This is a genomic window from Streptomyces sp. NBC_01314, from assembly GCF_041435215.1.
Lineage (GTDB): Bacteria > Actinomycetota > Actinomycetes > Streptomycetales > Streptomycetaceae > Streptomyces.
This window is the reverse complement of sequence record NZ_CP108394.1, coordinates 8,039,964-8,054,777: the sequence shown is the minus strand read 5'-3', so window position 1 is coordinate 8,054,777 and position 14,814 is coordinate 8,039,964. Positions and strand designations below refer to the sequence as shown.

General features: G+C 69.5%; 9 protein-coding genes, 1 other RNA gene and 2 pseudogenes. 5 read left to right on the top strand and 7 right to left on the bottom strand.

Translation table 11 applies throughout. The features are described from left to right. Positions 1 to 194: 194 nt before the first annotated feature. Together OG622_RS35465 and OG622_RS35460 are read right to left on the bottom strand one after the other, a co-directional pair. The gene (locus OG622_RS35465) at positions 195 to 6,962 is read right to left on the bottom strand and encodes a DUF3320 domain-containing protein (RefSeq protein ID WP_371580709.1); all 6,768 of its coding nucleotides are present in this window, start codon (positions 6,960 to 6,962) and stop codon (positions 195 to 197) included. A 289-nt stretch (positions 6,963 to 7,251) separates the two neighbouring features. After that, complete coding sequence (locus tag OG622_RS35460; RefSeq protein ID WP_371580708.1) at positions 7,252 to 7,389, bottom strand: hypothetical protein; 138 nt, start codon at positions 7,387 to 7,389, stop codon at positions 7,252 to 7,254. 329 nt (positions 7,390 to 7,718) lie between these two features. Here OG622_RS35460 and OG622_RS35455 point away from each other — a divergent pair, with 329 nt between their 5' ends. From OG622_RS35455 to OG622_RS35445, 3 genes are read left to right on the top strand one after another with little or no spacing between them, the layout of a single operon-like run. Next, entirely contained in the window at positions 7,719 to 7,982 is a 264-nt protein-coding gene (locus tag OG622_RS35455; protein ID WP_371580707.1) for a hypothetical protein, read from the top strand. Then, complete coding sequence (locus OG622_RS35450; protein WP_371580706.1) at positions 7,961 to 8,311, top strand: type II toxin-antitoxin system Phd/YefM family antitoxin; 351 nt, start codon at positions 7,961 to 7,963, stop codon at positions 8,309 to 8,311. The genes OG622_RS35455 and OG622_RS35450 overlap by 22 nt, the downstream gene beginning before the upstream one ends. Next, on the top strand, positions 8,308 to 8,877 hold the full coding sequence (locus tag OG622_RS35445; protein WP_371580705.1) for a Fic/DOC family protein: 570 nt from the start codon (positions 8,308 to 8,310) through the stop codon (positions 8,875 to 8,877). The genes OG622_RS35450 and OG622_RS35445 overlap by 4 nt, the downstream gene beginning before the upstream one ends. Positions 8,878 to 9,097: 220 nt before the next feature. On the opposite strand, the gene OG622_RS35440 is transcribed toward OG622_RS35445, so the two are convergent. Continuing rightward, the gene (locus OG622_RS35440; RefSeq protein WP_371580704.1) at positions 9,098 to 9,484 is read right to left on the bottom strand and encodes a winged helix-turn-helix transcriptional regulator; all 387 of its coding nucleotides are present in this window, start codon (positions 9,482 to 9,484) and stop codon (positions 9,098 to 9,100) included. A gap of 284 nt (positions 9,485 to 9,768) precedes the next feature. Between OG622_RS35440 and OG622_RS35435 the strand changes: the two genes are divergently transcribed. Then, positions 9,769 to 10,674: an NADP-dependent oxidoreductase gene (locus OG622_RS35435; protein WP_371580703.1), complete on the top strand. Its 906-nt coding sequence runs from the start codon at positions 9,769 to 9,771 to the stop codon at positions 10,672 to 10,674. A gap of 286 nt (positions 10,675 to 10,960) precedes the next feature. On the opposite strand, the gene rnpB is transcribed toward OG622_RS35435, so the two are convergent. The 4 genes and pseudogenes from rnpB to OG622_RS35415 form a co-directional block, all read right to left on the bottom strand. After that, positions 10,961 to 11,373, bottom strand: an RNA gene (gene rnpB, locus OG622_RS35430) — RNase P RNA component class A. Positions 11,374 to 11,443: 70 nt separating this feature from the next. Continuing rightward, positions 11,444 to 12,271, bottom strand: a pseudogene (locus tag OG622_RS35425) (DMT family transporter); the annotation flags it as partial. Positions 12,272 to 12,290: 19 nt separating this feature from the next. Then, on the bottom strand, positions 12,291 to 13,130 hold the full coding sequence (locus tag OG622_RS35420; protein WP_371580702.1) for a helix-turn-helix domain-containing protein: 840 nt from the start codon (positions 13,128 to 13,130) through the stop codon (positions 12,291 to 12,293). A 73-nt stretch (positions 13,131 to 13,203) separates the two neighbouring features. Beyond that, positions 13,204 to 13,784, bottom strand: a pseudogene (locus tag OG622_RS35415) (Uma2 family endonuclease). A gap of 213 nt (positions 13,785 to 13,997) precedes the next feature. Between OG622_RS35415 and OG622_RS35410 the strand changes: the two are divergent. Next, on the top strand, positions 13,998 to 14,810 hold the full coding sequence (locus OG622_RS35410; protein ID WP_371580701.1) for a MerR family transcriptional regulator: 813 nt from the start codon (positions 13,998 to 14,000) through the stop codon (positions 14,808 to 14,810). Positions 14,811 to 14,814 lie beyond the last annotated feature (4 nt).

Below are 14,814 nucleotides of genomic sequence, written 5' to 3'. Positions count from 1 at the left end.
GGTCGACGACGAGGACCGCGCCAGTGCGCGGCGGTCTGGGTCCGGGGTCAGCACAAAGGCTTCAGCAACCGCCTTGTCCACGAGAGCGTCCCACCTTCGATCGCTCGCATGTCAACGAACCATTGATGGCGCTTGTCCATCCTGGCAGCCCAGCGGGCCCTCCGGGCGATATGAGGAGAGCCCACCGCAGCGGATCAAGAACCCTCCGCAGGCATCAGGCCGCCCCCCGACTCGGTCAAGTCCCCGGCGGCGATCAACGCGTCGATGTCGCCAGTCAGCGCGTCCCGGATATCGGCTCCGAGTCGCGCCCATCCGAAGAAACGAGCGGCCTCCCGCAGCAGGTCCTCGCGCTGCACGCCCGGTCCTTCGTCGACCACGTTTCTGAGCACGAGCTGCCGCTCCGCCACGGGGACCTCCGCGACTCGTCGGGCGCACCGCTCCGTCGGTGTGCGGGCGAACTCCGTTTCGTGGCCGGGCCTGTCGTAGGCCGTACCGATGTGGACGATCTTGCCTTGCCTGAGCAGGCGGCGAAGAGCCCGGTCGATGCGGTCGCGGACCACCTGGCCGGCTCGTCCGAGGCCCCACGCGAGACGGACCCGGGTGTAGATCACCTCTTTCTCGACGGGCCCTTCCACCTCGACCACACACAGCGCCACGTCCGCCACCACATCGAGGGCTTCGGGGTCCTGCAACTCCGCGCCCCACATGCCCCGCTGGCTGCTCGACCTGTCACGTACCTCTGCCAACAGGTCAGGGTCGACCTCCTGGTAGGGGCGGCTCCAGGGTGCAGGGCCGGCGTCGACGGTCACGAACTCCACTCGCGGGACTGCCGGACCACCGGCCACTTCTACAGGTTCTCCGCCCCCCGCGCTCAGGGGGCCGTCCACGACGTCCGCCGTACTGTCACCGTTGGCTAGGCCGCCACCACTGCGGTCCACGCCCACGGGCGGCGCCACTCGCACCGCATGCGGATCCTCCGCACACGCCTGCTCCACCGCGGCCCGCAGCCGCGCCATCGCATCCCGCCGGTTCCGATACCAGTCCGTGCCCCAGATTCGGTGCAGCCTCCAGCCCAGGTCGCGCAGGACCGCTTCCCTGAGCCGGTCGCGGTCCCGGGCCGCCCGCGAGGAGTGATACATGGCGCCGTCGCACTCGATGCCCAGCGCGTACGTGCCGGGCGCGCCCGGGTGCCGCACCGCCATGTCGATACGGAAACCGGCGACCCCCACCTGCGGCTGGACCTCATATCCCCAGCCGCGCAGGACGCCGATGACCTCCTCTTCGAAGGGGCTCTCCGGCGCCGCGTCCGGATCGGCGGCCTCTGTCTGGAGGATCGCAGGACCGTGCTGGGCGTACTGCAGGTACCGCTTGAGGTGCTGCACGCTCTTGTTGGCGCTGTCCGGCAGATCGCCTCCGTGGAAGGAGGCGACGACCTCCATGCGGCGCCGGGCGCGGGTCACGGCAACGTTGAGGCGTCGCCAGCCGCCCTCTCTGTTGATGGGGCCGAACGTCGACAACAGCTTGCCCCGGTGGTCGGGACCGTAGCCGACGGAGAGGATGATGACGTCGCGTTCGTCGCCCTGGACGGTCTCGAGGTTCTTGATGAAGAAACCGTCGAGCCGGCCTTCCGTGAAGTGGTGGTCGAGGTCCGGGCGGGCCGCCCTCGCCTTCTGCACCGCCTCCTCGATGGCCTCCGCCTGCGCCTTCGACAGCGCGACCACGCCGAGGGTGTGCTCGGGGCGGGTGTCGAAGTGGTGGATGACGCGCTGGGCCACCTTCGTGGCCTCAAGGGGGTTGTCGCTGCTCCCGCCGCGGTCGTAGACGCCGTCCGCCTTGACGAACTCCACGCCGATGTCCGGTCCCTGTTCCAGCGCGCCAGGGAACGTGACCATGGAGTTGTCGTAGAAGTCGTGGTTGCTGAAGGCGATCAGGTTCTCGTGCCGACTGCGGTAGTGCCAGCGCAGGGGCAGCCCGCGCAGGACTCCGCTGGCCTTGCACATGTCGAGGATGGACTCAAAGCCGTCGGTGGCGTCCTCGTCCCAATTGTCGCCGTCGTCGCTGTCCCCGGTCGCGGTGAAGAACGAGGTCGGCGGCAGCTGCTTCTGGTCGCCCGCCACGATGAGGGCCTTGCCCCGGTAGACGGAGTTCACCGCGTCCTGGGGCAGCACCTGGGATGCCTCGTCGAAGACGACGACGTCGAACTCGAAGTCGGGTGGCAGAAACTGGCTGACCGTCAGCGGGCTCATCATGAAGCAGGGCTTGACCAGCCGTACGACGTCGCCGGTCTGCTGCAGCAGGTGGCGTACGGGCATGTGACGACGCTGTTTCTCGGACTCACGGCGGATCACGGCGGCCTGGCCCACAGATGTCCGGCGAGGGCGGCGGGAGTTGCACGCGGCGATGACCTCGGCGTGGGCCGCCGCCACCAGGTCCTGGTCCGCCCTCTGGAAGCGCTCCACCAACTGGTCGCGCTCCACGGCCCGCATCGGCTTCAGCCTCGCGTCGGTGGCGAGCTGGTGCTCGACCCACGCGGTGAGCACCGCACGTTCCATCGCGGCTGGGAAGTCCTCGGCGGAAACCTCGCGGCGTGCGAGCTGGTCGGGCAACCCGTCGAGGTGGTAGCGGCGCAGCAGGGTCAGTGCGTCGGCGCAGCTGGTCCACGCTTCCGGGCCGAAGGGGTCGCGGTCGAGGCGGGACAGGATGGACTGGGCCGCGGGGAGGGATTCGGCGAGTTCGCGTCGCAGCTCCTCAGCCCGCTCGGGCTCGAAGTAACCGGCGAGTGCCTCGCGCTGACCGCTCCAGTCGTCGGCGCGGGCCGCGACGGACGGGTCGGCTGACGCGGCCAGCATCAGCCGGGCCGCATCCCGGGGCAGGGGCGCGGAGTGGCCGCCGTGTGCGGTACGACGGACCTTCTGAGCCCAGTCCAGGGAATCCAGGACCGCATCACGGTCTGTCTCGGTGCCCTGGTAGAGGGAACCGAGAAGGCTTCGGTACGTGGCGTCGTTCTCCGCGAAAGAGGACTCGGCGGCGCGGGCGGAAACAACGGCGGCCACCGCTTCCCTGGCCCGCGACAGGGTGAGGCCCGTCTCCTCGTCCATGACGCGGGCGGTTGAGCGGATGAGGTCGGCGGCGTCCTCGAAGGGCTCCACGTGCGCGCGGAGCCAGCTCGCCGCCCGTTCGAGGGGGCGGGCGGCGAGCGCTGTGCCGACCGTCGCGACGTGGGGCTGCCCGGTGTACTCCTGCCAGAGGTCCAGGTCACGGCGGATCTGGTCCGTCTGCGCGAGGAGTTCGCGCGGTTCGGGCCGGCCGTCGGCCAGTACCTCGACGAGGCTGGTCCGGCGCGCTGGTTCCGTGAGCGTGTCGGGTACGAGGCGGGCGATCAGCCCGGCGGAGTCCAGGGCGGCCCGCAAGGCCTCGGTGTGGGGGTGCCCTTCCGGGGCGTACCGGCCCAGCAACTCGCGCTGCTGCTCCGAGGTGTATGGGCCCGGTTGCTGTCGCGTCAGGTCAAGGCCGCGGCGCAGGAGCTGCCCCACGGGCTCATAGCCCGTCACCCCGTTGGGCGCGGCGTCGTGCAGGTCGTCCGCCTGCGTGTCGAGGCCCCGGTACCAGGGGCCGAGAAGACTGCGGTCGGTTACGGCCTGAGCGGCGAACGCGGCGGTCTCCTTCTGTGCCGCGTGCGCAGCCGTGACCGCCGTGCGCGCGGAGGCGAGCGTGTGCTCGGAACCGGGGCCACTGTCCCGGCGACCGACCGAGGCCACGGTGTCCAGCAGCGCGACGGCCTGTCGCAATGGGGCGAGGTGGGCGCGCAGCCAGCGGGCGGCGTCGCCGAGCGGCTGCTTGGTGAGGTCGGCCGCATGCGGTGCCAACGACGGGCTGGCCAAATCCCTTCGCCACGTGGCGAGATCGCTGCGCAGCGCCGTGCCCTGCTCGACGAGTGGGGGTCGCGGCTCTCGGCCGTCGGCCAGGTGAGTGGCGAGCAGACTCCGGCGGTAGGGGTCGGCAACGGTTTCCGGCACGAGTGCGTGGACCGCTTCGGCGTGCGCGAGTGCCTTGCGCAGTGCCGGAACATCGGGCAACGCCGTGCCCCGATAGCGGCCGATCAGCTCGGCGTGGGCCGTGGCCAGCGACCGCAGCTTCCGGTGAGCGGCGCACCAGGCGTCGGCGAGTGGCAGCTTGTCGTACAGCTCGCCGCGCCACGAGCCGCCGTGTGTCAGCCGGGCCACGAGCTTCCGGTCGGCCCGGATGCCGCTGGACAGCATGCCGGCGAGTCCCTGGCGACCCTCCAGGAGCCGGTGGACCGCTCCGGGCAGTTCGGGCGCGGAGACGACTTCGGGCAGGAAGGTGTCGCGCGCCGCCTCCTGCGCGGCAGCCAGGTCTTGGGCGGCCGCGGAGATCTCCGCGACGGCTGCCTGGACACCGGGAAGTGCACGGGGATCGAGCCATGCTTCGAGCGTGCGGTCCGAGGCTGTGGCCAGCTCGACCAGCGTGGCCAGGCCCTCCGCCTCGGAAGTAGCCTTCGGCCGGTCACACCCGAGGCGCTCGGCCACCGAGTCGGCGTGCTCGGCGGCCATCTCAAGCGCGTCGGCGAGCGTGTCGAACCGCTTGGCCAGCTCGGCGGCCTCGCGGCCGGTCAGCGACGCGATGTCGGCGCCTGGCGGCTCCAGTGCAGCGATGGCCTGCTCGTTGGCCGGTCGCTCGGCGCTCACTTCCCGATGCAGTTCGGACCACCCGGGGCCCGCGTGGTCCGTGGCGAGGACCTGGGCGGAGAGTACCTGGTCCCGTCGTGAGAAGAAGTCACTCAGTGCGTCGGCGGCGGCCCCGACCGCCGCCTCCTCCGCCCGCGCGGGGCCGTCAGGGACCAGCCACTGCTCGAGAGGGCGGTGTTCGGTGCCGGCCACGGCGATCACGTCACACAGATGACGTGATCCCTCCGGGCTGCCGGGATTCGTGAGCCCGGTGAGGTGGCTGACACCGGTGAGGCTCTGCAGGGTCCGCTCCAGCACACCAGCGGTCGCGCCGAACTCCCCGGCGAGCTGTCGCGCTCGCTCCTCCGTGAGTCCGGCGAGGTCGAGGCCGCGCGGCGCCATCACCGAGAGCGCCTTCTCGGCTTGCCCCGGCTCAGCCGTCAGCCTGGTGGACAGCTCCTGCCAACGCTCGCCCACCGCCGCGCGGACGGCAGTGCTCGTACGCTGCACCTTGCGCAGTTCCGCCAGGAACGTGTCGGCCCGGTCGTCCACCTCATCGGCGAAGGCATCCGTGGTCAGCCACGCTTCCGGCACAGGACTCCGCACGTCAAGCAGCCGCAGGAGCGCGACCAGACGGTCGATTCCGCTCTGGTCCGTGACAGGCACTCCCCCAGGCGCAAGATCTCGGTACCGGTCGACCGCCGTCGTGAGCGCGTCCCGCGCCGCCTGCGCCTGCTCCAGCACAGGACGTGGATGCGCCAGGCCGGCTCGCAGGTCACGCCAGGGGAACGACGGGTCAGCGACCGCCTCCCAAGCGTGGGAGATGACTTTCGTCGCTTCGACGATCAGCCGCAGGTCCTCGTCACTGAGCGTCTCGGCGCGAAACGTCGCCCCTGTCCCCGTGGGGGTGTCGTCACTGTGGCTCAGATAAGCCACCGGCGCCTCGGACAGTCGGCCGACCCGACCGAGCACGTCGTGCAGGGTCCGTCCCAGTGGGTCGCGGACCTCGTTCATCGCTTCGGCGTAGGCGCTGAGCGCGAGACGCAGTTCTCTGGCCTGGGCCAGGGTCCGCTGTGACAGTTGCGGTGCGCGCGGCTCTTCCGCGAGCGTCCGTCCCAGCTCCTGGGCCACCGCCTTGCGGCTGGTGTTGTGGCTGTGGAGGGCCAGGGCGTACGAGTCGAGCCCGACCGACTTCAGCCGGTCGAGGACGACGTCGAGGGCCGCCGCCTTCTCACTGACAAACAGCACACTGCGGCCCGCGTGCATCAGGCCGGCGATCATGTTCGTGATCGTCTGGCTCTTGCCGGTGCCGGGCGGGCCGTCCAGGACGAACGACTGTCCGGCCACGGCCGCGGCGACGGCCTGCCGCTGCGAGGCGTCGGCGTCAAGCACCAGCGGGCTGTCCTCGGGCGGACTCAGTTCGTCGATCCGGTCGAGCTCGATCTCCTCGAAGTCGAAACGGTCGGAGGCGAGTCCGGAATTCGGGCCGAGCGCCATCGCCCGTACGAGGTCGCTGCCGAGAACCCGGTCCTCGTTGTCGAGCAGATCCTGGTACATCGACTCCTTGTGGGAGGCGAAGAGTGCGAGCACCACGCGGTCGGAGATCTGCCATCCGGCCTTGCCCGCCACCGCGCGAGCCGCGGCGGAGAGCACCGCCTGCAGGTCCGAAGGGTCCTGCTCGGCGACCGGCATCCAGTCGATGTGGAATTGCTGCAGCTTCACTTTCAGGGCCGGGTTGAGGCGCGGTTCCTCGTCGTCGCTCGCCCTGAGGCGGATCCGGCCGTTGCGCGCGCGCTCGATGACCACCGGCATCAGGATCAGGGGGGCGTCGCTGGCCGTCTCAGCTCCGTCCTCGCGCCAGCGGAGCATGCCGACGCCGAGGTTGAGGGTCCACAGGCCGTAGTCGTTGAAGACCTGCGTCGCTTTGGCGCGCAGGCTGTTCAACGCACGCGAAAGGGAAGGCGCGGTGGTCTTCTGGGTGACGATTCCGTCGGTGCGATCGCCCTTCTTCGCAAGGACCACATCGCCGGGTCGCATACCCTCGCCGTCATCCGGCTCCTCGTCCGGGAGCGGCGCGAAGTCCCAGCCGCGGGCCAGGCGTTCGACGAGCTCCTGCGCGGACGGGTTCGAGATCTCCAGTGTCGCCGACTTGGTGTGCCGGAAATTGAGCAGCCGGTTGCGGCCGCTCAGGTCCACCAGAGAGGTGCGCCAGCTCTCAAGCATCGCCTTGAGGCGGTCGAGTTCCTGGCTGCCCCCGAAGTCACCCGAGTTCGTCACGCTGGTCCCTGATGTTGTCGCTTCTGGGCCAACGGAACACCGGCGTCGACGGTAGTCCCCTCTGCCGCCAACGCAAAGCGCGGCCACAGACGTCCGTACTGTCCTGGTGGCCGCACAAGTCCCGTTGATCCCCCTGGATGCGAATCCTACGGTCAGCGCACCAACGCGTGAAGCGTTAACTACGGAACGATTTTCTCGCTGTTCAGGAAGCCTCGGTGTGCTCAGCCCGCGGCTCTTCATCGCGACATTGACCGGACAGCTGAAAGAGTTTCACGTGATGCACTTCTGCTCACCGCAGCTCGCGCGGAATAGCCTCGCGGACGGGTACGACGGCCAACGCCGAGGCCGCGTGATCCCGCCGAGCCAGGACCAACCCCACCGCCAGCACCACCAGCTCCATGCTCTGACGGCTGCCGCGAACAGCCATGTCAGAGGCCTTGCCCGCTCATCTGCGCCAGGGACTTTTCAGTGCGTTCACGGTGCTGTCCGAGGGGCTTTTCGCCGCCTGACGCGGCAAGCCCTTGAAAGCCCGGAAGGGCCTCCGACTCGGGTCAGCGACCCTTTCCAGAGCAAGCAAGCCGCAGGTGGCAGCAGACGAGTCGGGCTGTACGCCGGGGAGAATCACCGCAACGCTATGACCTGCACAAACGTGCAGGGAGAACGTTTCCGTGGCCACCTTGATGGCTACGCAAGGAGGCGCCCCACGCCGGAGCGGTCCGGACGGGGGCTTCGTCGTTCTCGGAGAGGCGGGTTCTGGTGGCCACCGAGGCGAGCGGCATCACCGCCGACATGGTGATCACCGAACTCAACCGGCGCGATGTACCGGTGGTCCGGTTCAACCCCGCCGACATCGGCGAGAACCTCGCAGTCTCGGTTGGTGGCAGGCTCCGGGACGGGGTTGGGGATACCCCCTCCAGGGCCGCCCGAGGCGGGACGCTCACCGGAATCCGTACTAGAATCTGTACAGAATCAAGCCTCTATATGGGTACGGTGACAGCATGGAGATTCCTGAGGTCGTGACCGTCAGCGACGCGCGCGCGAGACTGTCGCGGATCCTGACCGACCTGTCGGAGTCCGGCGCGGATGCTGACCCGGTCCTGATCGGTGCCCACCGCAAGCCCCAGGGTGTCCTCCTGTCCGTCGAGGCCTTCGAGGCGCTGAGCGGCCGAGCGGCACGGCGTGCGGCCGTCGCCTCGGCCACCGGCTCCATCGAGGCCGAGGGGCTCCAGGCCTCCAATGCCTCAGACCGCGACACCGAGGCATACGTGAAGGGCGACCTCGACGCGGACACCCTTGTCGCCCGCGCGATCGCCCGCCACAAGCAGACTTCGGAGCGGCGGGCCGGGTGAACGATCCGTACGCCATGCCCAACGGCGTGCTGCGCAACAAGCTCGGCATCACCGACCATCAGCTGCTCGCGGCAGCGGAGGCGGACATCACCCGGGCGCGCCTCGTCATGCTCGCCGAACGCCCCCTACCCGGCGCGTACGACCTCAGCCATCTCCAAGCGTTCCATGCCGCGATCTTCGGTGACATCTATCCGTGGGCAAGCGAGTTACGCACCGTTAACATCGCCAAGCGCACACCGTTCTGCCCGGCAAGAAACCTGGTGCCCTACGCCGGAGAGATCTTCGGCCGTCTCGCCTCCTCCGGTCATCTGCAGAATCTCCACCGGCAGGCATTCGTCATCCAACTGGCCACGTTGTACGGCGACCTGAACGTCCTCCACCCGTTCCGCGAGGGCAACGGCCGTGCCCAGCGGGCGTTCCTTGTCCAACTCAGCGCCGACGCGGGATACGCCCTGAACTGGTCGGGCATGGACCCTCAACGCAACGAGGACGCCTCGGTGAAGAGCTTCCTCGGTGACAACAATCTGTTGGAGCGGCTGCTCGACGAACTGGTCACCACGAGTTGACGCCCGTCACTCCGGCCGGCAAGGAAGCCCGGAACAGGGCGGCGCCCCTTGGGAACAGCCACGAGGAGCTGCACTCCGCGCATGTTTTCCGGGGGCTAGTGGGGGGTGATCTTCAGGTGGGGAATCCGCCGTGGGTCAGGCCGCGCTGGGAGGAGAACCCGCTCGGTACAACACAGAGGTGCGGCTCATCCGGCGCGACACGCGCCAACGCAGTTTCGAGTCAGCCGATGGAGGAGAAGCCGCCCGAGCCGCCCTCGCGTGCGTCGAGCAGCTCGTCCCAGTGCTCGGTCGCCCATCGGCACGCGGCGGCCAGCGGCTCCAGCGTGCTGCGGCCCAGCGGTGTCAGCGCGTACTCCACCCGCAGTTTCGGGTCGGCGTGCACCGTGCGTGACACGAACCCGTTCCGCTCCAAGCCGCGGAGCGACTGGGTGAGCGCCTTCGGGGTGACGCGGCCCAGTGGCACGCGGAGTTCGGAGTATCTGCGCGGGCCGTCTTCCAGACAGCGGAGGACCAGGGGTGCCCATTTGTCACCGAAGCGGAAAGGCAGCAGCGAGGACGGGCACAGCTCGTCGAACAAGTCGGGTGGCAGCGGTGGCTGTTGCGTCATCGAGGGTCTCCCGTCTCCGGTCTTGGTATCCAGTTGGTGACCGACCTTCTGGATATCTTCCGGAGCATCGACTCGACGGGCAGTATTCCGACGTTGGGCAGGATCGTGGTTTTCGGGGCGGGTGGCTGCCCGCCTGCTCGGCAACCTCACCGATCCGTACCCGTGCTCCTCTGGCCGGAAGGCTGCCGGCTTGCCGATTTGCGCCTCACGTCGACGTCAGGTTGAGAGTAACGGGTATCGAATGAACACCATCATTTCGACCTATAAAGGTAAGGCAGGACATTATGCGTGCAGCCCGCTTCCATGAATACGGCGGAGCGGAGAGCCTGGTGATCGAGCAGGCCCCCGAGCCCCACCCCGGACTTGGCGAGATACGTGTCCGGGTCGCGGCGGCCAGCGTCAATCCCATCGACTGGAAGCTGCGCTCCGGCGCCCTGCACCAGCTGATTCCCCTGGAGCTGCCCGCCATTCCAGGGCGCGACGCCGCCGGCGTGGTCGACGAAATCGGTGACGGAGTGCAGGGGGTGAGCATCGGCGACCGCGTTTTCGGGCTGGGCGGTGTCACCGGCGCAACCGCAGAGCTGGTCATCCTCTCGGCCTGGGCCCACGCCCCCGACACGTGGAACGATGAGCAGGCCGCGGGCGCCGGTCTCGCGTCCGTGACCGCGATGCGTGGCCTGAACGCGCTCGGCTCCCTCGCGAGACGCACCCTTCTCGTCGAGGGAGCCGCCGGAGGCGTGGGCAGCGCGGCAGTCGAGATCGCGGTGGCACAAGGTGCCACCGTGATCGGGACAGCCAGCGAACGCAACCACGAGTTCCTCACCTCTCTCGGCGCCGTTCCCACCACCTACGGCCCCGGCCTCGAGCAGCGCCTCTCCGCCCTCACTCCGCACGGCGTCGACATCGCGCTCGACACCGCGGCCTCCGGATCCCTGGACGACCTCGTCGCGATCACGGGCGACCCGACGCGCGTCGCGACCGTCGCCGACCACGCAGGCGGGCAGCGCCTGGGCACGCATGTGGTCAACGCGGACAACGACTCCACCCTCCTGTCCGCAGCCGCGGAACTGGGCCGGCAGGGCCGCTACACACCCCGTATCGAACAGAGCTACCCCCTGGAGCGGATCGCCGACGCCCACGCGCACGCCGAGCGCGGACGCACACGCGGAAAGATCGTGATCTGCATCTGAAGCGGGGGCATGGCACAGATACGCCAGCCCGCCAAGCGATGATCTTGGTGGGCTGGCGCTGCCCGCTCAGCGCCGGACGGTGTACGGGCACCTCGACAAGGCCAAGACAAGCCCATTGATCAGGACAAGTGCCCGCAGTGGCCGCATGGGTGGCTACCTTCGTGGCTACGTTCACAGCCGCGTGTACCGGTTTGAACCGGTACGGACCAGGGTCTGGTAAAGCCCTTCGGCTAACGAAAAAAGGGCCCCTGACCAGCAATTTCCCTGGCCATAGGGCCCCTGGCGGCAGACGAGTCGGGCTGTACGCCGGGTTCTGTCGCCCGGTCGCCTCGCGGCGGCCGGGGAGACGGCCATCCATCTAGGGCCGGCGTTGCCGCCGGCCTCGTGCGGTCTACCCGCGGACTTGGGCGGGCAGCCCTCGAACGTCCGCGCAGGGTCGCCCTTCTTGCGAAGAGGCGGCCCCTTTTGACCTTGCTCCGGGTGGGGTTTACCTAGCTGCCCAGGTCACCCTGGGCACTGGTGGTCTCTTACACCACCGTTTCACCCTTACCGAGGACCGAGGTCCCCGGCGGTCTGTTTTCTGTGGCACTGTCCCGCGGGTCACCCCGGGTGGCCGTTAGCCACCACCCTGCCCTGTGGAGCCCGGACGTTCCTCGGGAAGGTCCGTGAGGACCTTCACGCGGCCGTCCGCCCGGCTCGTCTGCCGTGGCGACCATGTTACCGGGCGAGAGGGAGGGGTCGGTGCCGCCGAGGCCGTCGCCAGGAACGAGCCCGCCAGGATCAGGGCGAAGGACGCCAGGATTCCGGGGGTGAGGCGTTCGTCCAGGAAGAGCGCGCCCGCCGCCACCGCCACCGCCGGGTTGACGTACGTGAAGACCGTCGCCCGTGTCGGGCCTACCTCGCGGATCAGTTCCAGGAACGCCACGAAGGCCAGAGCCGTGCAGATCACTCCGAGGGCCGCGAGGGATATCAGGGCGGGGGTCGAGGGGAGGGTGGGCGGGCGGGTGAGGGCTGCCGCGGGGGCGTAGACCAGGGCTGCGAGGAGCAGGACCGGGGCTATCAGCTGGAGCGTGGGGACCTGCTTGAGGTGGCGGGCCATGATCAGGGGGGCTATGGCGTAGCCGATCACCGTGATGAGGACCTCGGTGAGGGAGAGGACGTTGCCGCCGGTGAGGTGCGGGACGGTCAGGACCGCCACGCCTCCGAGGCCCAGGGCCAGGCCGGTCATACGGCGGGCGCCCAGCCGTTCCGTGTCTCCGAAGAAGCGGGTCAGGAGCACGCTCACGATCGGGACGCCCGCGATGAGCAGGCCGGCCGTGGAGCTGGAGAGGTGGCGTTCGGCGTCGGTCAGGGTCCACCAGGGGCCGAGGACCTCGATCACGGCGAAGGCGAGCATGGGACGCCAGTGATCTTTCACCACACGGGTCAGTCCCCCTTGGCGGATCGCGAAGGGGAGCAGGAGCGCCGCGCCCAGGGCACAGCGGACGAAGACGACCATGGACGGGGAGACCTCGTCCACGGCCACTTTGATCATCAGATAGGGGATGCCCCAGAGGACTCCCAGCAGGGAGAAGAGGAACCAGCCACGTGCAGTCATGGGGTGAGTCTCGGCCGGGTCAGTGACGTACGTCTTGAACGCTGTTGCGGTACGCCGCCGGGGTCACTCCCAGCACCCGCCGGAACCACCGTGTCATGTGCGCCTGGTCGGCGAAGCCCACCTGTCCGGCGACGTCCACCGGGCGCCCGCCGGCCTCCAGCAGGCCCCGGGCCCGGCTCACCCGGTGCTGGGCCAGCCAGGCGTACGGGGGCATGCCCATCGTCGTGCGGAAGGCTCGCAGGAGTTGGTAGCGGGAGAGGCCCAGGTCGGTGGCCAGGTCGGCGAGGGAGGGTGGGGCGAGGAGTTCGTCGGCCAGGCGGTCGCGTACGGCGAGGGCGATCGTGTCGGCGCCGGGGACGGTGTCGGAGGCTGCGCGGGACGTCGAGTGACGGCGGGCCAGGGCCGTGAGCAGCCAGGGGAGGCGGGACTCTGCCTCCAGGGGGTCGGGGCAGGTGCTCACCTCGGTGTGGGCGATGCGCAGGGCGGCGGCGAGTTCGGGGTCGTGGACGAGGGGGTCCCGGAAGTGCGGGGTGCCGCCGAGGATGCCGTCGGTGAGGAGGGCGGGGGCCGGGTAGAGGGCGCGGTAGGCGTAGGTGCCGTAGGCCGACTCGCCGGTGTGGACCTCGCCGGGGGCCAGGACGACTATCGCGCCCTCCGCCACCCTGAGGGCGCCGCCCCGGTAGTCGATGCACGAGGCGCCGAGCACGCAGATGCCCACGCTGAATTCCTCGTGCGTGTGCGGGGCGTAGCGGTGGCGGTCGAAGCGGGCGGTCAGGAGGTCGAGGGGGCGGTCGGGGCGGCCGAGGGTGGCCCTGGTCCACCGGGTCTGTTCATGTCCGCCGCCGCCCACCTGGCGCACCCCTTTCCAAGGCTGTAAGGGTGCAACACCTGGGTGTCCGGCTTTCATACCGCCGCCGTACGCCCCCCGGTACTCAGAGAAAGTCCGCCGTGTCCAGGTCGAAGGCGAAGGGCTCGGGGAGGGCGATCGGCTTGCCGAAGGGGACGGTGTGGCGCTCACGGTAATCGCCCTGACGTGGATCGCTGAGGAGTGTCACCGCGGAGGCGTCGCGGTCGACGAGCAGATACAACGGGGTCCCGGCGCGGGCGTAGCAGCGGCGCTTGACCTCGCGGTCGAGCTCGGGCCTGGTGGAGGTCACTTCCAGAACCATGGACACGCCTTGGCAAGGCATCCAGGGGTCCGCGCCCCGGTAGAGCCGCAGTGCCTGGGCAGCGAAGGTGCCGTCCGGGATCACGTAGTCGTTCGGGCATCCGTCCCCCTTCCCCAGCCGCAGCCCTTGTTCCCGGAGAACTGCATTTCGGTCCGCGACCGCTTCATCACCTGGCTCACGATCAGGCCGATGCAGTCCTCGTGGTCCCCGTCCGACGGCGCTGTCACTACGATCTCCCCCTCGATCAGTTCTGCCCGGAGACCCTCCGGGGTGCCAAGGGCGAAGAAGCCCTCCAACAGGACTTCCTCCTCCTGCATGAGCGGCTTGCGGGCCACGGCAGCCATGTCACACCCCTCCGTCCTCTGTCGCTCGCCAGACTGGGACATCGGCTGATCTCCTGGCCATGAGATCGGGACCGTTCCCTCGAACGTGGCACCTGATCACCGTGGTGACTGATCACCGTGGTGACTGATCACCGTGGTGACTGATCGCGGTCACCATCGGTCCCCCGGCCCGTCGCTTGACCCTGCCGCAGCGTCAACGTTTCTACTGGTCGTATGCGGATCGGAGAACTGGCCGCGGCTGTCGGGGTCACCCCGCGGGCCGTGCGGCATTACCACCACCTCGGGCTGTTGCCGGAGCCGGAGCGGCGGGCCAACGGGTATCGGGACTACACGTTGCGGCACGCCGTCGTGTTGGCGCGGATTCGGCGGCTGACGGAGTTGGGGCTCGGGCTCGCCGAGGTGCGGGACGTGCTCGTGGACGATGCCGGGCGTGAACTCGTCGAGGTGCTTGGGGAGTTGGACGAGGATCTGGCTCGGCAGGAGACGGAGATCCGGGAGCGGCGGGGGCGGTTGCGTGTCCTGATGGAGGACGCGCGTGCCGGGCGGCTGCCGGCCGAGGGGCCCGTGTCGCCCGAACTCGCCGCCCTCTTCGGGAGGTTCGGGCCCGTGCCGCAGTCCCCGATGGCGGTCAAGGACCGGGAGGTGTTCGCGCTTCTGGAGACGACCGCGACGCCCGAGGCGCGGGCGGAGATGCTGGCCGGGCTGGAGAGCATGATGGCGGCCCCCGGCGCGGTCGAGCGGGCACACGAGGCGTACGCGCTGCTCGACGCGCTCGCCGACGCCGAACCCGACGACCCCCGCGTGACGGAGGCGGCCCGCGTGCTCGCCGAGCTCATCCCGCCGGAGATGGTCCCACCGGGCACCGACATCGGCACCGACCTCGACAGCGGTGGCAGCAGCAGCGGCAATGGCGGCAACGGCACCAGCACCGGCAGCTTCCTGCGCGCCTTCTACGCCGACTTCGCCCCGGCCCAGGCGGAGGCCATCCGCCGCACGCTCCGGATACTGATGGAGGACCGCCCATGAGGAT